Here is a 26,654-nt window from a genome sequence, read left to right on the forward strand (position 1 = left end):
GTATCCATGAATGATGATTCTCTCGTTTCTCAATCAAGCTATCGCACCCGCATCTATGCGCATTACGCATCCGTCTTTCAGGACGCCAACGCAACTTTCGATGCTGATGCAGCATGGCGATGGGGGCGCGGCTACCGCCACTACTTGCGCGGCTGGTTGCCGGATAGCCAGGAAGCCCGCGTTCTTGATATGGCCTGCGGCGGCGGCAAATTGCTGTATTTCTTCAAACGGATGGGTTATCGCAAAGTCTGCGGCGTGGATACCAGTCCGGAGCAGGTCCGACTTTCCCGACAGGTGACCGCCGATGTGATGCAAGAAGACGTGCTGGATTTCCTGGAAGATCGTCCGCAAAGCTACGATCTTGTCACTGGCCTCGACATCGTCGAGCACCTGCATAAGCCCGAGGTGTTGCGCTTGCTCGATACCTGTCATGCGGCCTTGAAGCCCGGTGGCCGGCTTGTGCTTCAGACACCCAATGCCGATAGTCCCTGGGGGGCGAGCTCTCGTTATGGCGACTTTACCCATGAGTTGGGCTTTAATCCGAATTCACTTTCCAGATTGCTTGCCCTTTCTGGTTTTTGCAACATTGAGGTCAGGGAAACCGGCCCCATTCTGATCGGCCACGGCGTCCTATCTTCGGTGCGGTATTTCATTTGGCAGGCAATACGTGCTGCTCTGATACTCTGGAACTTGGCGGAAACGGGTGACGCGGGTAGTGGTGTATTCACGCGTGTCTTTTTGATTTCGGCGAAGAGGGCGAGCAAGTGAAGGTAAATTTTGCCGTATGTGGCCGCTTTCACTACCACAAGTACGTGAAATATCTCGGCGAATTTGGGCTGCCTCAAAGATTTTATTACTCGCATAGATTCGGCGCAAACCATGATATCGATAGGTATTATGGAAGGAATATGTGGCTAAAGGAATATTTGCTTGCTGCGCACTCGAAAGTGCTCGGTGGGCATTTGCTTGACTTGTCGTTGCCCGTGTATCACAAGATATGGGAGTCAGCGGTTCTGAGAGATTGGACGAGAGCGGACCTTAGTCACGTGTTGCTACATGGCGCCGCGCCCAGGCTGATCAAGCGCTGCCAAGCGGAGGGTACGTGCGTGGTTGGTGAGGCTGTATGTGGGCACCCGGATGTCGTTAATCGCATTCTTGCTCCGGAGTACGAGCGATTGAACATGCAATATCGACGCTTCGACAAGATCTGGGAATACATGAGGCAGGAATACACTCTTTGTACCCACATTCTGGTTCCCTCGAATTGGGTCGCCAAGTCCCTTGTCGAGTTCGGCATTCATCCGGAAAAACTGATCAAGCTACCTTATCCGTCAGGTACGGACAAAAAACAAAAAGGGAATAGGGCCGCGAAAGGAAAAGGTCGCACTATTCGGGTGCTTTGCGTTGCTGGTCTTAGTGTTATAAAAGGCCAGCACTACCTATTGGAAGCCGTTGCGCATCTTAATAGGCGAAATGCGAGAGTCAAATTTGAAGTCACCTTGGTCGGCGCTTCCGGCAAGGATTATCTTGTTCGATTGTCGAGGATCGGTGTGCCGTTTGAGCACATTGAACACATCCCAAATGCGAACATGATCGACTTCATGAGCGGCTTTGATGTGTTCGCCCTGCCAAGCCTGGCGGATGGGTTTGCGGTAGCCGTCAGTGAGGCCCTTCAGGCGGGGATTCCGGCCGTGACCACGCAAAACAACGGCGCGGCGGATGCGATTGTGGAGGGGGAAAACGGTTATGTTGTGCCAGCCCAAGACCATCTCGCTCTCGCCAACGCTATCGCGGCTGCTGTTGATGTGACACCTGATCCCGGTTTCGTTGCGCCCGATCAGGTTCTTGACTGGCAAACATACGCTGCAAGACTGGCCCAGATTTACGGCCATGCCGTAGGGCAAGCCGATGGCCTCGGTTCCGACATCGTTACCCACTCGGCAATTTGAAAGATGCACTCTTTAACACGGTAATAGCAAGCGATCGGGAAAGTCATGGACAGCACCGCCATCCACAGGATTTGGCAAACCATGCAGGCGCAGGGCTTCGCCCATGTGGCGCAGATGGCGATGCGTTTCGTCGAGGTTCCGTTGTTTCTGCACTATTGGGGAGCGGCACGGTACGGGGAATGGCTGGTGTTGTTCGCGATACCGGCCTATTTTTCGATAGCCGATCTGGGTTTCAATAGTGTTGCAGCCCATGAAATGACCATGAAGACAGCACAAGGAAAGCGGGAGGAAGCTTTAACCATTTTTCAGTCGGTTTCTTTGATTGTCTTCGGGCTTTCTGCAATATTGCTGCTTTCCATCACCTTGTTATCGCACACGCTCTTATCGTGGATGCCGAGGGCCGATGAAGCCGTGGTTGGCATCGCACAAAGTGATGTCGTTTTCTATCTCGCGCTTTACGTTATCGCCCATATACAGATCGGCACCCTTCAAACGGGGTTCTATAGTCAAGGGATGTACGGTCGCGGCATTTTGTTGTTCTCGACTCTACAGTTCGTGGAGTTTCTGTTCGCCGCGGTCACAGTGGCGCTTGGAGGTGGTTTGTTGCAGGTCAGCCAAGTCTATGCCGGCGCGGCATGTCTAGGTTATCTGGCATATTGGGGTATCACGGCGCATTACCTGCCTTGGCTTAGGTACGGTTTTTCCGGATTTCGATGGCGCACCGTCGTGCGGCTGGGCCGGCCGGCCGTCGCGGCATTGATGTTCCCTGTCGGTCAAGCCATGAATCATCAGGGGATGCGATTGGTTGTCGGCTTTGTCGCCGGACCAGGTGCCGTCACATTATTTGTGGCGAGCAGAATGCTTACCGCCATCGCGGTGAAGTTGCAAGACGCGGTGGGTCAAGCACTTGAACCCGAATATGCGCGAGCGCACGGTAAAAGCGACCGTGCAACTGTTCAGCAACTGCTACTTCATGGAATGCAGGCCACCACCTGGTTAAGCGTCGTCACACTTGGCGCTATGCTGGTTTGTGGTGAACGCCTTTTCCCGCATTGGACAGGGGGGCAAGTGGCTTTCAACAGGATACTGGTCCTGGTGCTGGCGGCGTCCACGATCGTCAATGCGGTCTGGTCCAACGTAATGAAAATCGCGTACGCAGCAAATCGGCACACGAAAATTGCCGTGATATTTTTCCTGGGATATTCGGCAGCATGTATTGTTGCTCTGCCACTGACAACTGCGGCCGGACCTGTCGGCGCTGCGCTGGCACTTCTTATTGCGGAGGTCGGCATCGCTCTGTGCGTTGTGCCAATTGCCCTTCGAATGGCGGAGATCGGTTTAATGACTTGTATAGGAGCGGTGGGCAAACCACCTATACACCAAGCCCTTGATCTCGTGCGCCGGAGCACCTTGCGGTTTGCAAAAAAGGGAGGGGAGCAGGATGTCTGATATGCATGCGCCCCGCATCGCTCAGCGGATCTTTGTTGTACCAAGGCGCTCGCACGCGAACCGCTTGATTGTTCGAATGATCATCGCGGTTTATTTACTACTGATCTTTGAGGGGGCGATCAGAAAATGGCTCTTGCCTACGATGGGGGATTTGCTCTATTTCGCCCGTGTCCCGTTGGTTTTTCTGATTTACGCGGTTGCGTTGGGTTCTGGAATGTGGCCGCGCTCCAACAAGTACTTGGCTTTTGGACTGTGGTTCGGTGGGTTGACTGCCTGCCTGGTCGTGCTGCAAATGGTACTCGGCGGCTATAGCGAGCGTCATTTGATCATCGCGGCGTACGGCTGGATCAACTATTTTTTCTTCATCCCGTTCGCATTCATCATAGGGGAACAGGTCAGAGGAACGGATCTTGCAAAAATCGCCCGCATAACCATATGGTTATCGATAGCCGTTATGCCGCTGGTTATATTGCAATATTATTCGCCAGCGGAATCGATTGTTGTCAGAGGTAGTGGTGAGCTGGAAACCCAGCAATACATAGGTTTGGGATTTTCCGGAGACAGAATTCGTCCTATGGGTCTTTTTACATCCTCGCTCGGACAGCAAGCTTTTGTGGCAAGTGGCCTCGCTTTTGTAACAGGCGCTTGGTTTATGAGGAAATCCCAGCGCCGCGTTGCAGCCGCTACTCTAGTTGCAGCCGGCTTCGCAATTCTGATTATGATCGGATTTAGCGGGCAGCGAGGGCTTGTTATTCACGCAGCTATTGTTTTCCTGTTTTCCGTGGTGGGCGGCACGGCACTAAGGCGCCGTCACGCGGGCTCTGGGCTGTTCATCGCAGCCGCAGCGCTAATATTTTCCTTTCTTTATCCAATACTTTTCCCGGACGTCTATTTCGAGTTTTCAGAGCGATGGATAGACGCTGCGTGGGTGGAAAACATAAGTTATGGTGGCGGAGGCATCCTGGGCCGAATGGTTTACCAGCTCGTTCATTTCTTGAGCATGTTTGACAAAGCACCGCCGCAAGGCTATCTGCTTGGAATCGGTGGGAATGCCACCGGATCTCTTACGTGGGTTCAATTGCCTGACGTGGCCAACCAGTGGTCCGGGCCGACAGGCTGGGCGGAAGACGGACTGGCTCGCCATATTGTGGAGCTCGGCTGGTTCTTCGGTCCGTTGTTCATCATGTATCGGTTTGCCTTGGCCTTTTGGTTGATGCGTCAGGCCGTCCGATTCACGAGAAAATCCGGCCAGGTCTTGCCACTCGCGCTCGTCGGCTTCATGTTGCCATTGCTTATTTTCATGCAAATCACCGGGCAGGGGACCCTTGTGGGTTATGCGTGGATTTTTGTTGGTTTCAGCATGGCAGCGAGCCGAAACGACAATTTCATGAATGAGAAAACACCGCTACGATCGCCCGTCATTACGTCAGCCTACACTCATGAAATACGTAAAACTTAATTTGGTGCGTGGCATAAGCGCGATATTGGTCGCGGCATCGCACTTACGGGCGGCAACTGTTATTGACTATGATTCGGGTGTTGCCGGATCGATATTGGCAAAGGTCTTTTATTTTGTAACTGGCCTGGGTCATCAGGCAGTGATGGTCTTTTTTGTCCTGAGCGGATTTTTCGTCGGCGGCGCAGTGCTCAGGGCGGGGCGCGATTTTTCTTGGGCAAATTATCTGGCTGCGCGTTTTGCGCGCCTTTGGGTTGTCCTCTTGCCATGCCTGCTTCTTACTTATGGCATTGACAGAGTGATCATGGTCGTCGCGCCGGAGGTGCTCTCCGGTGCGTTTGCCGAACAGTGGCACTCTGCGCCGCATGCCGGCAATTATGATTCCAGCTTGACCACCGCTATTGGCAACGTGTTCTTTGTGCAAACGATCATGGTGCCGACATTTGGAAGCAATGGCCCGCTATGGAGTCTTTCAAACGAGTTCTGGTATTACATACTATTTCCATTCATGACAATTGCTTTCGGTGGAATCGGTAAATCACCATCAATGTCGCAGCGCATTATATGTGCCTTTTCAGCATCGCTGGTGATCCTGTTCATTCCTATAGCCATGTTGCAGGGATATGTGGTCTGGCTTCTCGGGTTGGCAGTCCTCGTCGTTGAATGGACGGGAGGGCGCAGGATTGATCGATATTTCAATGCTCTATGGCCTATTGCAACGGCGTTTCTCTTGATTGCATTGATCTTGTCAAAAACGGGCCACAATCAACACGCTAATTCTGGCGTGGATGATCTCTTGATTGGGTTAGCATTTGCATCGTTGTGCGCGGTTTTGGTGTCGCGTGCTGACGCAAAGAGGAAGCGAGCCTGGTTTGATAATCTCTCAAATACGCTGGCGGATTTCTCATTTTCGCTTTATCTTTCTCACTTTCCTTTGGTCATTTTGATTGGAGCGCTGTTCTATACCGAGGGGCGGATGAGGCTGAGCACAATCAGCATCGCCATTTATTTTGGGTGGTTGGCATTTCTTTTAATATTTGGTTGGATAATCTGGTGGATTTTTGAAAGGCACACGGCGGCAGTTCGGCGTCGCTTTGAAGTGTTGTTTTCAATGGTTATGGCGAGAAATCGCGGAGCGGCATGAAAAGGATAGATATGAAAATCCTTCACATCAGCCCAACCTACTACCCCGCCACCTACTGGGGTGGGCCAATCTTTTCTGTCTATGCCTTGAATAACGCTTTGGCGCAGTTGCCCGGCGTGAGACTCAGGGTATTGACCACTGATGCCGCGGGGCCGAGTGTGTCCAGCCGATTGGACGGCGCAAAGCTCACTGGCCTATTCCCGAACCAAGAAGTGATGATGGCTCGGCGGTTCGCAGCAGGAAGCGTATCGTTCGAATTGCTGCGCAAACTCCCATCGCTTGTGCGCTGGGCGGACGTCGTGCATTTGACGGCGACGTACTCTTTTCCAACCATTCCTACGCTTATGTTCTGCCGACTCATGAATAAGCCGGTCGTTTGGTCACATCGCGGAGCGATTCTTGATGCGTATCAATGGCCAGACGTGCCGCGTAAGCGGCTGAAACGACTTTGGGAGTTGCTCTGCAACGTCTTGATCCGGCAGGGGCGCGTAGTAGCCCATGTCACATCGGACGAGGAGGAAAACGCAGCGCGGGTCAGGATTCCAAACGCAGCACCGGTGCTGGTTCCCAATGCCGTCGAGGTTCCCGATGGCCTACCCGAAAGAGATTGGATGCCGGACAGTAAACTGCGCATCATGTACCTCGGTCGCATCGCACCGAAAAAGGGTATTGAAAATCTGCTTGAGGCCATGAGCCATTTAAAGGAGCAGGATATCGTTCTAACCATCTACGGAGCCGGTGATGCAGACTTTGTATCAAGCTTGAAGGCGTGCGCATCGGATAAGGGCCTGGCCGGCGACAATGTTTTTTTTGCCGGCCACGTGGACGGCATCGGAAAGCAGCGTGCGTTTCTCTCCGCGGATGTCTGTGTGGTGCCATCCCATAGCGAAAACTTTTGCATGGTTGTGGCGGAAGCGTTGGCTCACGGATTGCCGGTCATTGCCAGCCGCGGTACTCCATGGAGCCAAATCGAAAGGCACAATTGCGGGCTTTGGGTGGAAAACAGTCCGGAATCGTTGGCGCAAGCGATAGATCGGATACGGACCATGAAATTGGAGAGAATGGGCTGGCAAGGGCGTACATGGATGAAAGAGGCGTTCTCATGGCAGGCGGCCGCCACGCGAATGATGGCCGTCTATCAAGCCATCCAATAGTTAGCACGCGAGGGTATTTCACCTCCGAGCATTAATGTGGGTATCGGTGGCGCCAGCGTCGATATAAGGCCAAGAATGTCACATTCTCTTTTTACTGCGCCACCTCGAAGCAACAGGCTTGCCGACTTGACGGCCATTATTCTGACCTTCAATGAGGAGAAACACATCGAGCGCTGCATACGGAGCGCCAGCGAAGTCGCACGATGCATCTTTGTCATCGATTCATTTTCTGATGACAGGACCGTGGCCATTGCAGAATCATTTGGGGCGCGGGTGAGGCAGCACGAATTCGTCAACCATGCTGCTCAGCTCGACTGGGCATTGGACAACCTGCCTTTAAACACTGAATGGGTGATGAGGGTTGATGCAGACGAAGTGATCACCCCTACTCTTGCGGAACAGATACGGGCCAAACTTCCGCTGGCCGCCAAGAACGTCAATGGTTTTCTCGTTTGTCGATATCCCACATTTATGGGTACCATCATTCGCCACGGTGGATTTCCGCAATGGAGTCTGAGGCTTTGGAGGAAAGGCACTGCGGAGATTGAGCGGCGCTGGATGGATGAACACATGGTGCTCACGACGGGAGAATCCGAGCGCCTGCAAGGTGAATATATTGATGACAACTTGAATAACATCACATGGTGGACCAACAAGCACAACGGGTACGCGACTCGGGAAGCGATTGATCTGCTCAATCGAAAATATGAGTTCCTGCCTAAACTGGCCGATGCCGGAAAGCTTACATCTCAGGCCCGATTAAAAAGATGGCTGAAGGACCATTTTTATCTACATCTGCCTCTTGGCCTGCGCGCGTTCCTGCTATTCTTTTATCGTATGAGCTTGCGCCTTGGTTTTCTCGATGGAATGGGGGGCGGTTTTGCGTTCCATTTCCTGCAAGGATTCTGGTACCGATTTCTTGCGGATGTGAAAGTAAGGGAAGTGGAACGTCGCATGCATTCGGATAACGTAGACTGCGTTGAAGCAATCAAACGGGAGTTGGGAATTGATCCGATTTGCGCAACTGAAAACAACTGCAAATCGGCTTGATTGGTGTGCGACGCAGGGATCAAATGGATTGTGGCGCAATTGGAGGCAATTATTAAGGTGGGTGCTATGATTTTGCAAGATAATGACCCCTTTACCGGACCATCGTTTTCATATCGCCATCGTGTTCTCCGCCAGGCATGGAGTATCGTATACGTGACGTTATTTCGACCAAGCCCCCGCCCATTTCATGCTTGGCGTGCGTTACTGTTGCGCATGTTTGGCGCGAAGCTTGGGGCACATGTCCACATCTATCCAGGTGCGAGAATCTGGGCGCCTTGGAATCTGGAAATTGGGGATAAGGTGGGTGTTGCGGATCGAGTTAACATATACAACATGGATAAAATTCGCATCGGAAATCACTGCGTAATCTCTGATGGGGCGTACTTGTGTGGCGGTTCGCATCAATACAACATGGCAAATTTTCAACTCTGCGCCGAGCCCATTACGTTGGAGGATAACGTCTGGATCTGTGCGGAAGCTTTTGTGCATCTGGGAGTGCGAATATCCGAGGGAGTTGTCGTAGGAGCCCGTGCTGTTGTGACAAAAACGATTGACGAGCCCTGGTCTGTCTATGCTGGAACTCCATGTAAAAGAGTTGGTAAGAGGACCAGGATAACTCAACCGCAATGAATAAAATCTTCAACACCCAACGCTCGGCTAGAAAGTTTTCGAATGGGAAAATGGCGCTGGATGTTGGTGCTGGATGCGGTTTTTCCAAATTTATTAATCAAATTTGGATTTTATGCTGAAGCTATCGAGTTAGATTTCTCGTCAAGGAGAATATTCTGCGTGATGAATGGCTTTGAGTCGAAGGGCGCGGATTTAAAATTGGGCTATGCTGATATTAATAATGAAAGATATGATGTGGCTCTCTTGTCGCAAGTCCTGGGGCATCTATCCATAGACTCTAGGCACATTGATGGCATTAAGGATTTAAATTTCGTCATCTTGAATTCGAATAAACGGAGATCGGGAAATGAAAATCGCGCTTCATGGCATCAATTTTTCTCCCGAACTCTCCGGAATCGGAAAATATACCTGCGAAATGGCCGAATGGCTCGCCAGGCGAGGACACGAGGTGCGCGTTGTAACTGCGCCGCCCTATTATCCGGCATGGCAGATCGGGCAGGGATATTCGGGACGTTCATATAGCCGGGAGGTCAAGGACCTTTCACCTACCCAAAGCAACGCCCTCAACGGGGAAGGGCGTCTTTGGGTCTACCGCTGCCCGGTGTGGGTTCCGCGCCATCCCAGCGGCCTGAAACGGCTGGTGCATCTGGCAAGTTTCGCCGCGAGCAGCCTGCCGGTGATGCTGGGGCAGGTTTTTTGGCGGCCCGATATCGTGTGGGTTGTGGAGCCCCCGTTTGTATGCGCGCCTCAAGCGTGGTTGCTCGCCCGTTTGTCGGGCGCCCAAGCGTGGCTCCACGTTCAGGACTTCGAGGTGGATGCCGCTTTCGAGTTCGGCTTGTTGCCGCGCGGCATATTGAGCCGCCTCGCTTATTGGGCGGAACGGGTGATCATCAAAGCTTTCGATCGGGTTTCCACGATTTCCGAGAATATGTCGGCGCGCCTCGCTGAGAAGGGCGTCATGCACGGGACATTGTTCCCCAACTGGGTGGATACCGAAGCAATTTATCCGCTGACCGGACCGAGTTCAATGCGGCACGAGCTAGCGATTCCGCGGCACGCGATCGTTGCCTTGTATTCCGGCAACATGGCGAGCAAGCAGGGGCTGGAGATATTGATTGATGCGGCGCGGTCGCTCATTGCACGCACGGACGTCCGCTTTGTCTTGTGTGGTGACGGACCCGCCAAATCACGGCTGCAGGAATTGGCGTCCGGTCTGAGCAACATCACGTTTCTGCCGCTGCAACCCGTCGACAAACTGAATGCGTTGTTGAACCTCGCGGATATTCATTTGCTGCCCCAACGGGCGGATGCTGCCGACTTGGTCATGCCTTCCAAGCTGACTGGCATGCTGGCAAGCGGAAGGCCCGTGCTGGCAACCGCTGCGCATGGCACCCAGGTCGCTTCCGTTGTAGCGGGACGCGGGGTGGCCGTCGAGCCCGGTGATGCGCAGGCGCTCTCGGCTGCCATTGAGCAGCTTGCAACGAACCCTCAACTGCGTTCTGAGCTTGGTGCCGCAGCCCGAGCGTATGCCGTGGCGCATTTGGGGCGGGAAGCCGTGCTCGGCAAGTTCGAGCAAGCACTGCTTTCCTTGGTAGAGGGTAAGCTGGCCAGTTCCCCAGGATAGCTTTCATGAGCTTTCGACGCCATCAATATGCATTCTTTCCGCTCCAGCCCTTAAATGCTGTCCACAGAATAATTCGCAAGTCCAACAGGAACGACCAGTTCCGGATGTAGAAGAGATCATGCTCGACACGCTTGGCCATTTTTTCCAGCGTGTCGGTTTCGCCTCGACATCCGTTGATCTGCGCCCAGCCGGTGATGCCGGGCTTGACGCGGTGGCGCAGCATGTAGAACTCGAGCTGCTCCTTATAGATGTCGTTATGTGCGATGGCGTGGGGGCGCGGGCCGACCACGCTCATGTCACCCCGGAGAACGTTGATGAACTGCGGCAGCTCATCCAGGCTGGTCCGGCGCAGGAAGGCGCCGACAGGCGTGACGCGGCTGTCGCCTCGGCATGCTTGTGTGACCGTGCCGCCGTCTTCGTGATGCATTTTCATGCTGCGGAATTTGTAGACATGGATGACCCTGCCGTCGAGCCCAAGCCGCTCCTGCTTGAAGAAGACCGGCCCTGGAGAGCTGCGCTTGATCAGAATCGCAATGGTAGCGAACAGCGGGGACAGCATAAGCAGCACGAGCGCGGCAAACAGGCGGTCGAAGATTTCCTTTACGATGCAGCGCATCCCCAGTGGCGGAGGGCGATTCAGATCGATTGCCGCCATTCCCATGAACTCGCCCAGCCTGTTGTTGAACAGTTGGAAGTCAAGCGCCGGTGGCACCCACTTGATGTCGATGAAGTCGTTGCGCAACGCGTGAGCGATGGCTTGCATTTGTTTTTTTGTCATCGAGGGCATCGCAAGCCATACTTCATCCACCTGACGGCTGTGGGCAAACGTTGCGATGTCTGCCAGGCTGGTGATGCGGCTAATGCCCTCCGGGATGGGCTCATCGCCTTCGGTATAAATGGCCTTGACGGTGAAGCCAAGCCACCGGTTTGCGGTGGCACGGCGATACATTTCCTGGCCTGTATCGCCGAAACCGGCGATGAGCACATCCTTGGCATTTCGGCCGCTGTGCCGGACAATGCTGAGTGCACCGTGAACCAGAACGCGCAACAGGATCAACCCTAGCAATGCGCTTACATGCCAATACATTGCCCACAGCCGAGACACGAATCCAGCCTTGTGTATCAGAAAACACAAAGAGATGCCGATAAGCCAGATCAGGCTCCATGCGCCGGCCAGGCGCAGCAGGAGCGAAAAATAGTTGCGTCCGCGCCACGATGAGTAAAGGTGGAAGTTCGGCAGTACCACAAGTGCCACGGCACAGCTGAAATAGAGAACGAAGTAGTAGATGGGGGGGATGGAGGCCGCGTCATCAACGAAGCGCAGCGCGATTGCAAGCTGCCCCGTCAGCCAGATCGTAGCAATATCCAGCAATCGCGTTGCAAGCGCCGTTCCATCAGCGTGGCGGATCAACATCTCTCGATATAATCCCACTTGACGCTCCCCCTGCGAAGAACTCCATGTCGGGCGAGATTGTCTTAAGCTGTTTTTTTGCTGTATGCAACTTATCACGGCCGCGATTGACCGACATCCTCAAAATTGGCGAAATCTGCATATCGGTGCTGCCTGAATGAAATGGGTAAATATCATTTTCATCAGAATTAATTTAATGATGAACAGTGGGCGTATCAAACTCAAAAGCCCGAAAAACGCACGCCAAAGGACGCGTAGCCGTAGTATCGATTGAGCCGTCCAGCCGTAGCACCGTTGTAGAGGAAGGGGATGGTGCCGACAAAATTGTGCATAAAGGCTTGCCCGCGCACGAACAGCTCGACGTTCTTCACCACCTCGTACGTGAGCTCCAGGCCCAATGTATGGTTGGACTTGATCGGTGACACGCCATAGTTCGACAGACCGTTGTCGACATGGCTGCGGATCAGGTACTGGAACTGATAGCCCACCTGAGCGCCAAAGTGCTTGTACCGCCAGCGCCATGAACCGCCCAGGTTGAGGAAGCCGGCCGTGTAGTTGAGGTCCTGGTTGACATTGAGGCCGAACTGCGCCGCATCGACTGAGAAGGTTGCGTCCTGCAGGGTCGTATTGCCCGCCTGGCACGGTGCGCTCAGGGTGCCATTGGCGATATTGTCCGAACCGATATGGACGTTGAAGTTGCAGTTGCCTCGGCGCAACTGGGCGTTCAAGTCCCCAACCGAGACCCGGCTCAGGCCTACGCCGGCAAATACGGTCAGCGTGTTGTTGTCGTCCAATTGGCCAGAAAAGATCGCGTCGGCCTGCGCTTGTACATCCATTGGGCCGCTGACCCGGATTTGGTTGAAGGTGGTGCGCTGTACCTGCGTCGGCGAAGTTTTGCTGAGCGTGCCGGCGTAGTCGCCCCACAGCGAGAAGCGGAAGATCGCGCGGTCGCGTGCGCCGGGCTCCGCGAGCGGGTCGTAATTCAGCGCCAACTGCCAGCTATTGATGCTATTGGTGTCCTGGCCGTAATCGATATTGCGGCGCCAGTAGGTAACGGCACCAGACCAATACGGCGAGAACTTGTAGGCGATCATGATGCGCGCGCCCTTGTAGTCGCCGGCATTCTCGGGTGCCGGTCCCTGGCGCGTGCGCAGTTTGAAAATGTCGAGCGTGCTGTTGACCGCGTCGTAGCTGACCTCGGCACGCAAACGGGTGAACTCGCCTGTGGTGGGCTCGGCGCGCAGAAATTCATCCTCGGGCGCAGCCTCGGCGCCGCCGGCCGCAACCATGCCGAGGATCGCCAATACCGTGGCAACGCGCTGGCGCGGACGAAACTTCGACATCGTGGACTCCGGGGCAGAGTGTGGTACAGAGAAACGGGCGCCCGTAACACGCTGTCGGACCAACCGTAGCGTGCAGGCGCCCGGCGGCGCCGCCGCGCGAGGCGGGGCGCGACTGAAACGACAAGATCGCTTAGGGATTGACCGTGATGGCCACTGTTACACCGTCGCCGCTCACCTGGTCGGTGCCTGTCGACACCGAAGTCGTCGCTGTTTCCGCAGCGTTGCTGCCTGAGCCGGTGCCGACCTTGACCGCCGTGCCGCTGGTGCCGCTGACCGAGAGGGTGGTGTTCACGGTGCTGGTCGCTTTCGGCGTGAGTGCGTCGATCTGGCCGGCCGTCAGGCCGCCCGCGCCCTGCAGCTTGTTGAGGAATATCACGATCGGCAGATCGAGTGAGCCGCCGCCTGCGGTGGAGAACAGGTTGTCAGCGATGGAGGTCGACAGCGAAGCGGATGCGTTGACGGCGCCGTTGATGCTGAACGCGTACCTGGTGCCGACCGGCACTATGGCAGCGATCAGCGAACTGCCGTTGAATGTCAGCACAACCCTCTCGATGATCACGTTGACGGTATTGCCGTTGAACGTGTAGCTCATGCCTGCACGCACCTCCGACGCACCCGTGCCAAACGGCGAGCCTTGCTTGGTCAGCGCGACCTGGACGTCCGTCAAGCTGCCGCCGCTGACGGACAGGCTGGGGGAGAGCGGTACCGGCACGCCGTTGTTGAGCGTCACGTTGCCCAGTTGGATATAGTTGGTCAGCGTAACCAGGTTCACGACTTGGTTGAGCGTGGTGCTGTTGACGGCGCTGCCCAGGGCGTTCGCCGCGTTCGTGATAGTCTGCGCGGTGCCGGTCGCCACCGCGTTGCCCAACGTGGTCAAATTGGCTGTCAGACTGGCGTTGCCCAGCGCAACCGGCGTGATCGCCGAGACCAGCGTCGTGGTCAGGGTCGATTCGCTGCTGTCGAAGATGCCGTTGAGCGCACCGGATTTTTGCAGCGCCGCCACGGTCGACGCTGGATCAGTGCCAAGGTTGATGGTGCCGAGTCCGGTACTGACATTGGATGCCAGTTTGGTCACCGTGGGAGCGCCAAGCGCTGCCGCATTGATGGCCACATTGCCGATATTGCTCTGCAGGCTGGTCGGCAGGCTGGACTGCACATTGATCACCGCGGCCTGGATAGCGCTCGACACGGTCCCGGTGTTCAGGCTCACTACACCGCTGCCATTGTTGATCACGTTGGCCACGGCGTTGGCGGCCGCGGCGGTGGCGACATCTGTGCTCAGCGTACCACCGGCACTATTGGCCACGCCGATCAGGGTCTTGCTGATCTGATCGACCACTTGTTGAACCACCAATGCTGCCTTGAGCACTGCGCCGTCCTTCATTGGGTCCGTGTTGAGCAGATCCTTGCCGGGCAGTCCCAGCTTGAAAGCGAGCGAGGTGGCCTGGGCGGCGCCCACTTGTGCCACGAGCGTGCTCAGCGGTGTGACCATAGGCGTGACGCCGGCGATGTTGTCCTGCGCAGGTGCTTGTAGCACGCCGGTAAACGGCAGGTTGGTGCCGATATCGGTACCCCCCGTGGCCGACAACGCGCTCCTGGCGCAATTTGCAGGGAAGGTGAAGTCGCCGGTTGTGCTGGTGGTGGTCGTTTGGTTGCCACAATCAAGGAAGGTAACCGTGGCACCTGAGAGATAAAAGTCAACCACCTTGCCCTGGATGGTGGCCGAGGGGGAGGATCCACCACCGCCGCAGGCGGCAAGCAGGATTGCTGCCGAGGCCATGACTGCAAACGATAGCAGTTTGGGAAAGCTCGTGTGCATTACGCGCTCCTGAAAACGGTTTGATGACTTGCTTGCTTACGGCAAGGCCGCTTCCTCGCTGGAGGCAAGGCGCCAATCAGCAGGCGCTGGTGGGATAAGTTCAAAAAAAAATTAAAGGGCATTGTCGTGAATTAGGCAACCCCTTCCAAGGCGATAACGAAAAGTACCCATCTGGATTTCGTCACTATCATTAGTTTCGATGATGAATATCGTTGGAAAATGTGATAAGCGCCATAAGAAAATGCAGAATCATGACGGCTGCGCTTGTCAGTCTACATGCTCATGCAGCCCGCGTTCGGCGCATTGTCGGATCGGATTGGCAGGCGGCGCTCGATGATGCTGTTCGGTTTGTCGCCGGGATTGCGGCTTGGAACCCCAACCCGGCCGACCTTCTGTTCAGCGGCCGATGAATTGAGCTCGTGAATGCGGTATCGGCCCGATACGACATCGTCCTTATCGATGCCGCTCCGGTGCCGCCAGTGTCGGGCGCCGGCATCATGGCCCCTGTTGCAGGTGCTCCCCGACGGGCGATCTGCGTGGCAATGCCGGCGGCATGCAGCGGCCTGCGATATTTGTCGTGGTCGTAGCCGCGATCGTCGAGCGGCTTGCGTCCCGGGTATCGCGTCCGGCGCGGCTTGGGTGGCGGCAACAACGGTTGGATAAGCGACCACAATTCGTCATCGAGTATCGCTTTTGCCATGACCTCTTCGTCAGCGAAACAATGAAGAAGTTAACAGCGCATGTGGCGGATTAACAGCCCCGCAGTTCATTTTGTTAGAGTTTCTAAGTTCCGCATCGGAATGGCGATGCCCGTATCGAGAATCAGGCGCAGGAGTGAAGGTTGAATGCTCTGCCGGAGATGACAAAACTCCATACCAGCCAGACAGATGAAAGATTCAGAGTACTAACCGGATACGATACGAAGGAGAGGGAACGGGAGTCGATATGAAGACCGCGCTGATTACCGGGATAACAGGACAGGATGGTGCTTATCTCACGGAGTTCCTGTTGAAGAAAGGGTACTTCGTGACTCGTTCGGGCCGTGCCGCAAAAGGAAACCACGCTCACGCGTGCACTGGCGCGAATCAAGCTCGGTCTGCAGGACTTTCTCTGTCTCGGCAACCGGGGACAGGCGCGCGACTTCGTCGACGCCGCAGCGAGAGAACTTGACATGCCGATCAGTTGGCGGGGAAAGGGGGCGAGGCGCGCGGCCATGACGAGCGCGGAAAGGTTGTCGCGGCGGTGGGCTCACGCTATTTCCGACCGACTGAAGTGCCTTCGCTGCTGGGCGATGCAGGAAAGGTTCGCGAAAGGCTGGGCTGGACGCCGCGCACAAGTTTTATCGATCTCGTCACGGAGATGGCTCGAGAGGATCTGCGCTGTGCCGAGCGCGACGCGCTCGTCCGAGAACACGGCTATCTATCGCGTGTTCGAATGCCATGAGTGACTGACTGAAAGAGGAGGGTGCCAATGTCTGGAACAGTGGATAAACATGCCCCTATCTATGTCGCGGGCCATCGGGGCATGGTCGGCTCGGCGATCGTGCGGCGTCTTGATGCGGGCGGCTACGACAATATCGTCACGCGCGATCGGAAATCGCTCGATCTCACGGATCAGCAGGCGGTTCGGAAATTCTTCCGTGAACAACGACCTGCCTATGTCTTTCTGGCGGCGGCGAAGGTCGGCGGCATCTATGCAAACAACACGTATCCCGGCGACTTCATTCGCGAGAATCTGGTGATCCAGTGCAATGTAATCGACGCCGCGATGGCGGCCTCGGTCGACAGACTGCTGTTCCTCGGCTCGTCTTGCATTTATCCGCGCGATTGCCCGCAGCCTATCCGCGAGGAGTACCTGCTCACCGGCACGCTCGAGAAAACGAACGAGCCCTATGCCGTCGCGAAGATTGCGGGGGTCAAACTTTGCGAAGCGTTCAATCGTCAGTACGGCACGCATTATCTGTGCGTCATGCCGACCAATCTGTACGGTCCCAACGACAACTACGACCTGCAGACGAGCCATGTCCTGCCGGGGTTGCTGCGCAAAACGCATGAGGCAAAGCTGCGTGGCGATTCGCATCTGGTGGTGTGGGGCACCGGCAAGGCCAGGCGCGAGTTTCTCTATGTGGACGATATGGCGGACGCCTGTGTGTTTCTGATGGAAAACGGCATCGAAGAAGGTCTTTTCAACATCGGCATGGGGGAGGACGTGACGATTCGTGAGCTTGCCGAAGAGGTCATGGACGCGGTTGGGTTTCGAGGCGAGATCGTCTGCGATCCGACCCAGCCTGACGGCACGCCGCGCAAGCTGTTGTCGGTCGAACGCCTGCGCGCGCTCGGGTGGCTGCCGAAGACACCGCTGGCGGAGGGCATCCGAAAAACCTATGCGAGTTTTCTGGCCGAGAGCGGTCGATGAGAGCCGCGCAATCGCGGTCGATGCCCGTCCGCAACCCAATGGAAGATGGCGACATTCGCAAATGAACTGGCTCATCACCGGCGGGTGCGGATTCATCGGCACCGCGCTGATCCGAAGGCTGCTGGACGAGGGGGGCCACGCCGTGCGTGTGCTGGACAACCTCAGCACGGGCACGCGCGCCGATCTTGCCCGCGTCGCCGCGTATGAAGAGCTCGTGCACTACGAGGTCCGTTCGGCACCGCGCGGCGTCGAGCTTATCGTGGGCGATATCGTCGACGCGCAACTGGCGGTCGATGTCGCCACAGGCTGCGACATCATTGTCCATCTGGCCGCCAATACAGGCGTTGTGCCGTCACTGCAGAATCCGCGCGCGGACCTTGGTGCCAACGTGATCGGCACGTTCAACTATCTGGAGGCCGCTCGCCGCCACGGCATCAGGCGGTTCGTGTTCGCATCGAGCGGCGCTTCGACAGGCGAGGTCGAACCGCCGATCCACGAGGAAATCGCGCCACGTCCGGCGTCACCCTATGGTGCGAGCAAGCTCGCGGGAGAGGCGTATGCGTCGGCCTACAAGCACGCGTTCGGGATCGACACTGTCATGCTCCGTTTCGGCAACGTCTATGGACCGGGATCTGCGCGCAAGTCCAGCGTCATCGCGAAGTTCATTCGCGCAGCGCTTGTGCAGATGCCCCTTGAGATACATGGTGACGGCTCGCAGACGCGTGACTTCATCTATATCGACGATCTCGTCGATGCCGTGATGCTGGCGTCGATCGTACCGGACATAGGCGGGGAGGTATTCCAGATCGCGAGCGGCGCCGAAACCACGATCGACGAGCTGGCCGTCCGTCTCGCGAGGGCGCTGGAACGCGCGGGTATCCGCAATCTCAGGGTGACACGCACCGACGCGTATGCGCAGGGTGTGAGACGACGTTTCTCCGACACCACGAAGGCGCGCGTGCTTCTTGGATGGCAGCCGAAAGTGACGCTCGAGGAAGGTCTGCAAGAGACGGTCCTGTACTTTCTCGATAACGTGAGGGCTTCGCCATGAATCCGCTGTTTCATGGCCATTCGATCCTGGTGACGGGCGCGTGCGGCACCATCGGCTCCGAACTGATCGGCAGTTGCTTTCCCAATTCGTCGGACGGCCTCCGTGAACCGAGGCCGCGCGCGCTGCGGGATCGGAACAGACACAGGGCAGCGGCCGCAATAGCGGAACTTTCCTGCCCGAAGACTCCAATGTGCTTCCATACGTAGTCGCCAATCGGCGCATTGCCGGCGTATTCTGCCTGTTGCAGCGGGTCATCGGGCGGCATGCGGCACGGGCGAATGGCCGAGTCGGGGGGCACGCGGCCGGCGCAGGCCGCCCGAACCGCCCGAATTCGGATAATGTCCGGGTTGAACGGACAGCCGTGCTGGCTGACGAAAATGTAATCCCTGCGCAAAAGGGGCAAGGGGTCAAGTGCGCAGCCGGCATCTGGCGTGCGCGGAAACTTGCCGCGGATCATTCATTCATGAAAGTGCTCGTTATCGAAGACGACGCGGCCATCGCGGCGAACGTCTATGACTATCTGGAAAGCCGCGGCTTTCACGTGGACGTTGCGAGAAGCGGCCCCGCGGGCCTTCAGTTCGCGCTCGCCGACGCCTGGGATGCGATCCTGCTGGATATTTCGCTGCCCGGCATGGACGGCCTGACGTTGTGCCGAAAACTCCGCGAGGAAGCGCATCGCGACACGCCGGTCCTGATGTTGACCGCCCGGGATGCGCTCGATGACAAGCTGAGCGGATTCGAGCACGGCGCGGACGACTATCTGGTCAAGCCGTTCTCGCTCAAGGAGGTCGCCGCGCGTCTCGATGCGCTGATCAAGCGGTATCGCGGCCGCGTCGCCGTACCGGAGCTGCGCTTCGCCGACGTGCGGCTCGATCTGGGCACGCTCGCCGTCGAGCGCGCGGGGCGTCCAATCAAGCTCCAGCCCAAATGCCTGCATCTGTTGCGCATCCTGATGCTGTCTCCGGCGCGCGTATTCACTCGCGCGGAACTGGAAACCGAAGTCTGGGGCGACGAACTGCCGGGCAGCGATACGCTGCGCGCGCATATCTACATGTTGCGCAAGGCATTGACCCGACCGGGCGAAGCGGAACTCATCGAGACGGTCCACGGACTCGGCTACCGGCTCATGGCGGGCGACACCGATGCGGCGTAGCCTGCGCGTCAAGGTTGCGCTCGTTTTCTCGGCGCTCGCGATCGTTCTGCTGCTTGCCCAGGCGCTCGGCGTCAGGGTGCTCGCCGAAGCTCAGGAAGAAAAGCTGATCGCCGCCCTGATCCAGGACGACATGGCCAACGTGTTGCGCGGCTACGAAGCGAACCCGTCCCTGCTGCCGCCGTTCGACGAGCGCCTGCGCGGCTATGTTTCAACCCCGGACACGCCGCCGATCGCATTGCCCGCCGCGGTTGGCGGCCTGCCTGCCGGAACCCATGAAATCGTCGTCGGCGAACGGGAGATCCATGTCGCGATCGCCCCGTTCGGCGCGGCACGCCTCTACCGCGTCTACAATTTCAGCGGCTACGAAAAGCATTTCAAGCAGGTGATCAACGCGCTGATGGCCGGCACGGGGGTGTTCGCGCTGCTGACAGTCTGGCTCTCGTTCGGGGTGTCGGGCCTGCTGGTGCGTCAGGTGGCCGGCCTTGCGAGGCAGGTCAAGGCGCTCGAACACGAGCGTGCGGCGTCGATCGACCCCGGCCGGTATGACGAAGCCGAGCTCGTCGGGTTGGTCGACGCGTTCAATGACTACCACCGGCGCATGGCGGACATGATCGAGCGGGAGAAGGCGTTCACCGGCAACGTCAGCCATGAATTGCGCACGCCGCTTACCACGATCAAGACCAGTTGCGAGCTGCTCGAGCAGGATTCCGCGATCACGGGCAAGTCGCGCGCGCGGCTGCTTCAGATCGATCGCGCGGCGGACGGCATGCGCGAACGGGTCGATGCGCTCCTGATGCTCGCGCGTGAAGATTCGGTGCGAGACATCGAACAGCTCGGACTCGCGCGCATGATCGAAACGGCGCTCACGCCGTTTGCGGAGCGGCTGGCCGACAAAGGTGTCGAAACACGGGTCGACGTGCCACGCGGCATCCATGTCAAGGCCAATCGCTCGGCTCTCGCAATCGTGCTCTCGAACCTGGTCGACAACGCCGCGCGCCACACCGATCGAGGGCACGTACGCTTCTCCTACGCGGGAGGGTGGTTGCGCATCGAAGACACCGGCTCCGGTATTGAAGCGTCGGCGCTGCCCCATCTGTTCGAGCGTTTCTACCGGGCGGAGCGCCACGACGCAGGCGGACGCGGCTTCGGTATCGGTCTCGCGATCGTGAAGAAGATCTGCGACCGTTACGGCTGGCAGATCGAACTCGAGAGCGAACCGGGGCGCGGCACGCGCGTCTCGCTATATCTGCCTGCCGACATTCCTGGCGAAGCGGGGCGCGACGCCCATCCGGCACCTTCTTGACGAAAATTTCACAACCGGTTGCGTAGCATCCGGGGCTGGAGCCGCCCGAGCGGGCAGCAGCGAGACCCAAGGATGCCGCCATGCGCCGAGCGATACTGATTGCGTTTGCCCTGCTGGCGGGCTGCGCGACGTACCACGCACAGCCGATCGCGCCGGTCCGGATGACGCGGCAGTTCGAGGAGCGGTCGCTCGTGAGCGACGGGCTGCGCACGTACCTCGTTCGCGAACTCGGACATGACGTGCATCCGTGGCCGCCGGTGCGCTGGAATCGCGAGAGGCTCACGCTCGCGGCCTGGTATTACAGTCCGGCGCTGGATATCGCGCGAGCCCAGTGGGGAACGGCCCGCGCCGGCATCCAGGTCGCCGGCGCGATGCCGAACCCGGTTCTGCAACTGCCGTTCCAGTATGCGACGCCCAACCCCGGACCGGGCGCTCCCTTCGTATGGGGCCCGGCCCTCGACATTCCGATCGAGACCGCGGGCAAGCGCGGCTACCGTGTCGACCAGGCTTCCCACCTGTCGGAAGCGGCGCGCCTTGCGATCGGCAATGAAGCATGGAAGGTACGCGCGCAGGTTCGCGACGCCCTGCTTGCGCTGTATGCGGCGCGCGAGCGCGGCGTGTTCCTGTCCCGCAAGGCCGACGCCGCGCAGCAGATCGCGCGGATGGTCAAGAAGCGCCGCGCAGTCGGGGAAAACTCGGGGCCGGATGTCGATGCGGCGGTACTCGCGGCGACGCAGGCGCAGGCCGCTCTGGCCGCAGCCGAGAGCGCCCGGCAGGACGCACGGGCGCAACTGGCGGCGGCGATCGGCGTACCGGTGGCCGCGCTCGACGGCATCCAGCTCGATCTCGACGGCTTTGCCGCCGCGCCACCTGCGCCTCCGGCCGCCGACGCGCGACGCGACGCCATCTTCCACCGCGCCGACCTGCTTGCGTCGCTGGCCGAGTACGCCGCGGCGGAGTCGGCGCTTCAGCTCGAAGTGGCGAAGCAGTATCCCGACCTTCACCTCGGCCCCGGCTACACGTACGACACGGGCACACACAAGATCGCGTTCGGGCTCGCCGGCATCACGCTGCCGATTTTCGATCAGAACCAGGGCGGCATCGCGCAGGCCGAGGCGAAGCGCAAGGAGGCCGCCGCGCGCGCGGCGGCCTTGCAGGACTCGATCCTCGGCGATCTGGATCGCGCGCTCACGCGTTACCGGGCCAGTCTCGATGCCGTGCGGCTTTCGGCGCGCAGCCTCGCCGCCGCGCGCCGGCAGCTCGACAGTCAGGCCGCCGGGTTTGCCGAGGGCAACGCGGACCGGTTGACCTTCACGCAGGCGAACGCCGACTACCAGGCGAACGAAATCGCGCATCTGGACGCCGTCGTCGCTGCCCGGCAGGCGGCCGGCGCGCTCGAGGATGCGATGCAACGGCCCCTGGCCCCCGACCCCGAGGCAGCGGGGAATGCATCTCTGACCGAACAGGAACCACGGCGATGAAATACCGGTTGCTCCTCTTTTCCGCCGTCACGATCGCGCTCACGGCGGGCGCGGTCTGGTACATCTACCAGACGCTTTACCCGACCCCCTCGGCATCGCCAGCGATTGCACCGACGGCGTCTCAACCGGCGGTACAGACCGTCAATGGCGAAACCGTGGTCGTGCTCGGCGCCGACGCGCAGCGCGCGAGCCACATCGAGGCCGCGCCGCTCGCCTTCGCGACCGGGCCGTCGGCCAGCACCGCGTGGGCAACGGTCGTCGACCTGCAGCCGCTCTTCGACTTGCGCAACCGCCTGTCCGCCGCGCGGGCGGACCTCGATACCCTCACGGCGCAGGCAGGCAATTCACATGCGCAGTACGAGCGCAGCCGCGTCCTGTTCGAGGACGACCGCAACGTTTCGCAAAAGAGTCTGCAGGATGCGCGAGCCGTCATGCAGGCCGACCAGGCGAAACTGAAGTCGGCGGCGGCCGCGGTCGGCGGGCTGGAGGCGACGCTGCGCCAGCAGTTTGGCGAGGCGCTCGCCAACGCGTCGATGGCGGGCGCGTCCGACCTGTTCCCGCGCCTGCTGGCGGGCCGCATGGTCGTGCTGCGTGTCACGCTGCCCGCGGAGTTCGGGGACACTGCGCCCGCGCGCATCCTTGTCGACGCCGCGAACGGCCAGCCGATATCGGCAAGGAGGCTCTCGGCTTCCCCGCTCGCCGATCCATCCGTGCAGGGAACGCCCTGGTTCTACGCAGCGGACCGCGCGCTGCCCGTGGGCACCCGGACCAGCGTGAACGTGCCGTCGCCGGGTTCCGCCGCGCGCTCGCTCGTCATTCCGGGCAAGGCCGTCATCTGGTACGGCGGACAAACGTGGGCCTACGTGCAAACCGCGCCCGATCGCTTCACGCGGCGCTACGTGGCGGCAGGCAACGAGAGCGATCAGGGCTTCGTCGTGACTTCGGGCTTTCACGCCGGAGACCGCGTCGTCACGCAGGGCGCCCAGTTGCTGCTCTCCGAGGAACTGAAGCCCCAGGGCATCGCAACCGCCTGCAAGGACCCGCCCGAGTGCGACGACTGACGGACGCCCGACACCGCCGGGCACGATACGAACCCACCTATCGCCCATGCTGAACGCAATCATCCGGTTTTCGCTGCGTTTTCGCGGCGTGATCTATGCGCTGGCCGTGATCGCGGCCGGCTACGGTCTCTATACGCTGACACGGGCGAAGCTCGATGTGTTTCCCGAGTTCGCGCCGCCGATGAGCCTCGTCCAGACCGAAGCGCCGGGCCTGAGCAGCGAGCAGGTCGAGACGCTCGTCACCCAGCCGTTGGAGAATGGCCTCGGCGGGATGGTCGGACTGCAGTCGATGCGCTCGAAATCGATGCAGGGGCTGTCGGCCATCACACTGGTATTCGACGCCCATGCGAACGTGATGCAGATCCGGCAGTTGGTTTCCGAACGGGTGAATGCGCTCGCGGCGACGCTGCCCGCCGGCGTCATGCCGCCGCGGCTCCTGCCGCTGACGACCACGACGAGCGTCGTGCGCACCGTTGGCCTCACGTCGAAGACGCGCGCCCTGACGGACCTCTACGACATCGCGCAGTGGACCATCCGGCCGCAGTTGCTGAGCGTGCCGGGCGTGGCGGACGTGATCGTGTTCGGCGGCGACGCGCGCCAGATGCAGGTCCGGATCGATCCCGCGAAGCTGATGCGATACGGTCTGTCGATACAGGACGTGATCGCCGCGGCGCGCGCATCCACGGGCGTACGTGGCGCCGGCTTCGTCGAGAACGACAACCAGCGCATCGCGATCAACGCCGATGGCCAGATCACGGCGCCGGAGAAGCTCGCCGATGTCGTGCTGCGCTGGAGCAACGGCGCGGCAGTCCGTCTCGGGGACGTTGCAACCGTCGCATGGGGCAGCGCGCCGGCAATGGGCGCGGCCTCGATCATGGGCCAGCCCGGCGTGATGCTGGTGCTCGAAAGCCAGTACGGCACGAACACGCTGGCGGTCACGAAAGACATCGAGAAGACTCTTGCCGGGCTCGCGCCCGTCCTCGCGAAGCAGGGCGTCGACGTCAATGCGAATGTGTTCCGGCCGGCCAATTTCATCGACGCGTCGGTCGGCCATCTGCGCACGGCGTTGCTCGTCGGCGCCATGCTGGTGGTCGCCGTGCTGTTTCTCTTCCTGTTGAACGTGCGCACGGCCGTCATTTCGGCCGTGGCGATTCCGCTGTCGCTGCTCGTCGCCATCATCGTGCTGACGTCGCTCGGCGTGAGCCTGAACACGATGACGCTCGGTGGCCTCGCGATTGCGCTCGGCGAAGTGGTCGATGACGCAATCATCGACGTCGAGAACATCTACCGCCGGCTGCGGCAGAACCGGAGCCTGCCGACGCCGCTGCCCGCGTTGCGCGTCGTGCTGCGCGCATCGCTCGAGGTGCGCAGCGCGGTGGTGTTCGCCACCTTCATCGTGATGCTGATCTTCCTGCCGGTGCTCACGCTTTCCGGCGTGGCGGGCAAGCTGTTCGCGCCCCTCGGCATGGCATACATCCTCGCCGTGCTGGCCTCGCTCGGCGTGGCCCTCACGCTCACCCCCGCAATGGCGCTCGCGCTGCTCGCGCGCGGCCCGCTGCCGGCCGACGAACCGCGTCTGGTCGCACGCCTGAAGGCCCGCTATGTCGCATTGCTGATGAAGGTCGAGCCGCGCGTGAAGACGGTCATGGCCGGGGTGGCGCTGATGTGCGTCGCGGCGCTGGGCGCGCTGCCGTTCATGAACGGCAACTTCATCCCCGAACTGCGGGAAGGGCACTACATCGTGCACATGGGCCTCACGCCCGGCACGTCGCTCGCGGAATCGATGCGAATCGGCGCACGGGTGTCGCGGGCATTGATGCACGTGCCGGGCGTGCGTCTCGTCGCACAGCGTGCGGGCCGCGCGAACGAGGTCGTCGATCCCGCGGGCGTCCAGCTTTCCGAGTTCGAGGTCGATCTGGAGCCGATGGGCGCGTCCGGCCAAAACCGGGCGCTGCATCACATCCAGCAGGCGCTCGCGCGCTTTCCCGGGCTGACCACGGCGGTGAACACCTTCCTCGTCGAGCGCATCGACGAGACGATCTCGGGGACGACGGCGCCGGTGGTCGTCAACGTGTTCGGCGACAACCTGGACGTGATCGATCGCAAGGCGCAGGAGATCGCGCGCGTTCTCGGAACAATCCGCGGGGCGGCCAGCGTGCAGGTGGAATCGCCTCCCGGCATTCCCGAGCTGGACGTCAGGCTCGATCCCGGCCGACTGAGCCGCCGGGGCTTCAGGCCGGTCGAGGTGCTCGATGCGATTCAGGCCGCGTATCAGGGCGCCACGGTCTCGCAGATCTATCGGGGCGGCCGCACGTATGACGTCACGGTGGCACTCGCGCCTGCCGCACGCAGGACCCTCGGCGAGATCGGCGCGCTGATGCTGCGCAACCCGGATGGCCTGGCCGTCCCGCTACGCGAACTCGCGACGATCAGTCAGGTTTCCGGCCGTTATCAGATCACGCACGACGGCGGCCGGCGCATGCAGACGGTGTCCGTCAACCTCGGCCGCCGCGCGGTCAGCGATTTCGTCAACGAAGCTCAGTCGCGCGTGAATCGCGAAATAACGATGCCCCAGGGCACGTATGCCGTATTCGCCGGCGAAAGCGAAGCGCGCGCGCAGTCGCAGCGGGATCTGCTCGTGTACGGCGCGATGTCGATCGTCGGCATCGCCATGCTGCTGTTTCTCGCGATGAAAAGCCGCCGTGGCGTGCTCCTCGTGATGGTCAACCTGCCGTTCGCGCTGGTGGGCGGCGTACTCGGCGTGGCGCTCGCCGGTGGTAATCTGTCGCTCGGCGGCATGGTGGGCTTTGTCACGCTCTTCGGCATCTCGCTGCGCAACTCGATCATGCTGATCAGCCACTACGAGCATCTCGTGCACGTGGACGGCCTGGCGTGGAATCCCGACACGGCCGTGCGCGGCGCCGCGGAGCGGCTGGTGCCGATCCTGATGACCGCGCTCGTGACCGCGCTCGCGTTGCTGCCGCTCGCGGCGACGAGCGGCGCAGCCGGCAACGAGATCGAAGGGCCGATGGCGATCGTGATCCTGGGCGGCCTGATCACGTCCACGATGCTGAACTTGATCGTGCTGCCCACGCTCGCGCAGCGCTACGGGCGCTTCGAGCGCGACGCGCCGGACGAACCGGGGCCGGCGATTGCGTAGC

At 59.5% G+C, this 26,654-nt stretch carries 20 protein-coding genes and 1 pseudogene; 17 read left to right on the forward strand and 4 right to left on the reverse strand.

Features of this window, described 5'->3' with window-relative positions:
- The first annotated feature begins 6 nt into the window (after window positions 1-6).
- The 8 genes from AQ610_RS33095 (at window position 7) to AQ610_RS09395 (ending at window position 10,456) form a co-directional block, all read left to right on the forward strand.
- Window positions 7-768 carry a class I SAM-dependent methyltransferase gene (locus AQ610_RS33095; RefSeq protein WP_080595055.1) on the forward strand — a complete coding sequence of 254 codons (762 nt, stop codon included), beginning with the start codon at window positions 7-9 and terminating at the stop codon, window positions 766-768.
- Between the two features lie 413 nt (window positions 769-1,181).
- Entirely contained in the window at window positions 1,182-1,949 is a 768-nt protein-coding gene (locus tag AQ610_RS33100; protein WP_157225883.1) for a glycosyltransferase family 4 protein, read from the forward strand.
- Between the two features lie 45 nt (window positions 1,950-1,994).
- Window positions 1,995-3,398, forward strand: coding sequence for a lipopolysaccharide biosynthesis protein (locus AQ610_RS09380; RefSeq protein ID WP_009916343.1), 1,404 nt, complete (start codon window positions 1,995-1,997; stop codon window positions 3,396-3,398).
- Window positions 3,391-4,857 (forward strand): hypothetical protein, encoded by a 1,467-nt coding sequence (locus AQ610_RS09385; RefSeq protein ID WP_043282610.1) that lies wholly within the window; start codon window positions 3,391-3,393, stop codon window positions 4,855-4,857. Before AQ610_RS09380 ends, AQ610_RS09385 begins: the two co-directional genes overlap by 8 nt.
- Complete coding sequence (locus AQ610_RS33105) at window positions 4,838-5,998, forward strand: acyltransferase family protein (RefSeq protein ID WP_009916345.1); 1,161 nt, start codon at window positions 4,838-4,840, stop codon at window positions 5,996-5,998. The genes AQ610_RS09385 and AQ610_RS33105 overlap by 20 nt, the downstream gene beginning before the upstream one ends.
- Window positions 5,999-6,009: 11 nt before the next feature.
- Window positions 6,010-7,152: a glycosyltransferase gene (locus tag AQ610_RS09390; RefSeq protein WP_043282682.1), complete on the forward strand. Its 1,143-nt coding sequence runs from the start codon at window positions 6,010-6,012 to the stop codon at window positions 7,150-7,152.
- A gap of 75 nt (window positions 7,153-7,227) precedes the next feature.
- On the forward strand, window positions 7,228-8,202 hold the full coding sequence (locus AQ610_RS33110) for a glycosyltransferase family 2 protein (RefSeq protein ID WP_009916348.1): 975 nt from the start codon (window positions 7,228-7,230) through the stop codon (window positions 8,200-8,202).
- Between the two features lie 976 nt (window positions 8,203-9,178).
- A complete protein-coding gene (locus AQ610_RS09395; RefSeq protein WP_006026803.1) occupies window positions 9,179-10,456 on the forward strand; it encodes a glycosyltransferase WbuB in 1,278 nt (425 codons plus the stop codon).
- 22 nt (window positions 10,457-10,478) lie between these two features.
- Here AQ610_RS09395 and AQ610_RS09400 read toward each other — a convergent pair whose 3' ends face one another.
- The 4 genes and pseudogenes from AQ610_RS09400 to AQ610_RS35910 form a co-directional block, all read right to left on the reverse strand.
- The gene (locus tag AQ610_RS09400) at window positions 10,479-11,870 is read right to left on the reverse strand and encodes an undecaprenyl-phosphate glucose phosphotransferase (RefSeq protein WP_009916352.1); all 1,392 of its coding nucleotides are present in this window, start codon (window positions 11,868-11,870) and stop codon (window positions 10,479-10,481) included.
- Window positions 11,871-12,088: 218 nt separating this feature from the next.
- Window positions 12,089-13,210, reverse strand: a complete 1,122-nt coding sequence (locus AQ610_RS09405; RefSeq protein ID WP_009916353.1) for a hypothetical protein — start codon at window positions 13,208-13,210, stop codon at window positions 12,089-12,091.
- Between the two features lie 130 nt (window positions 13,211-13,340).
- Window positions 13,341-15,029 carry a hypothetical protein gene (locus tag AQ610_RS09410; RefSeq protein ID WP_043282609.1) on the reverse strand — a complete coding sequence of 563 codons (1,689 nt, stop codon included), beginning with the start codon at window positions 15,027-15,029 and terminating at the stop codon, window positions 13,341-13,343.
- A 589-nt stretch (window positions 15,030-15,618) separates the two neighbouring features.
- Window positions 15,619-15,729 (reverse strand): annotated as a pseudogene (locus AQ610_RS35910) (IS5/IS1182 family transposase); the annotation flags it as partial.
- A gap of 245 nt (window positions 15,730-15,974) precedes the next feature.
- Between AQ610_RS35910 and AQ610_RS38355 the strand changes: the two are divergent.
- The 9 genes from AQ610_RS38355 to AQ610_RS09455 all read left to right on the forward strand — a co-directional run bounded on the left by AQ610_RS38355 (window position 15,975) and on the right by AQ610_RS09455 (window position 26,653).
- A complete protein-coding gene (locus AQ610_RS38355) occupies window positions 15,975-16,199 on the forward strand; it encodes a GDP-mannose 4,6-dehydratase (RefSeq protein ID WP_332277789.1) in 225 nt (74 codons plus the stop codon).
- A 72-nt stretch (window positions 16,200-16,271) separates the two neighbouring features.
- The gene (locus AQ610_RS37265) at window positions 16,272-16,472 is read left to right on the forward strand and encodes a GDP-mannose 4,6-dehydratase (protein WP_309546679.1); all 201 of its coding nucleotides are present in this window, start codon (window positions 16,272-16,274) and stop codon (window positions 16,470-16,472) included.
- A gap of 27 nt (window positions 16,473-16,499) precedes the next feature.
- The gene (locus AQ610_RS09420; protein ID WP_075644996.1) at window positions 16,500-17,444 is read left to right on the forward strand and encodes a GDP-L-fucose synthase family protein; all 945 of its coding nucleotides are present in this window, start codon (window positions 16,500-16,502) and stop codon (window positions 17,442-17,444) included.
- A 61-nt stretch (window positions 17,445-17,505) separates the two neighbouring features.
- Window positions 17,506-18,495, forward strand: coding sequence for an NAD-dependent epimerase/dehydratase family protein (locus tag AQ610_RS09425; RefSeq protein ID WP_006026798.1), 990 nt, complete (start codon window positions 17,506-17,508; stop codon window positions 18,493-18,495).
- A 463-nt stretch (window positions 18,496-18,958) separates the two neighbouring features.
- Window positions 18,959-19,648: a response regulator transcription factor gene (locus tag AQ610_RS09435; RefSeq protein WP_006026797.1), complete on the forward strand. Its 690-nt coding sequence runs from the start codon at window positions 18,959-18,961 to the stop codon at window positions 19,646-19,648.
- Window positions 19,638-20,951 (forward strand): sensor histidine kinase, encoded by a 1,314-nt coding sequence (locus AQ610_RS09440; RefSeq protein WP_006026796.1) that lies wholly within the window; start codon window positions 19,638-19,640, stop codon window positions 20,949-20,951. Before AQ610_RS09435 ends, AQ610_RS09440 begins: the two co-directional genes overlap by 11 nt.
- An 80-nt stretch (window positions 20,952-21,031) precedes the next feature.
- Complete coding sequence (locus tag AQ610_RS09445; RefSeq protein ID WP_009916357.1) at window positions 21,032-22,432, forward strand: TolC family protein; 1,401 nt, start codon at window positions 21,032-21,034, stop codon at window positions 22,430-22,432.
- Window positions 22,429-23,493: an efflux RND transporter periplasmic adaptor subunit gene (locus AQ610_RS09450; RefSeq protein ID WP_009916358.1), complete on the forward strand. Its 1,065-nt coding sequence runs from the start codon at window positions 22,429-22,431 to the stop codon at window positions 23,491-23,493. The genes AQ610_RS09445 and AQ610_RS09450 overlap by 4 nt, the downstream gene beginning before the upstream one ends.
- 46 nt (window positions 23,494-23,539) lie before the next feature.
- Window positions 23,540-26,653, forward strand: a complete 3,114-nt coding sequence (locus AQ610_RS09455) for an efflux RND transporter permease subunit (RefSeq protein WP_006026793.1) — start codon at window positions 23,540-23,542, stop codon at window positions 26,651-26,653.
- Window position 26,654: the final 1 nt, after the last annotated feature.

The organism is Burkholderia humptydooensis, assembly GCF_001513745.1.
GTDB lineage: Bacteria > Pseudomonadota > Gammaproteobacteria > Burkholderiales > Burkholderiaceae > Burkholderia > Burkholderia humptydooensis.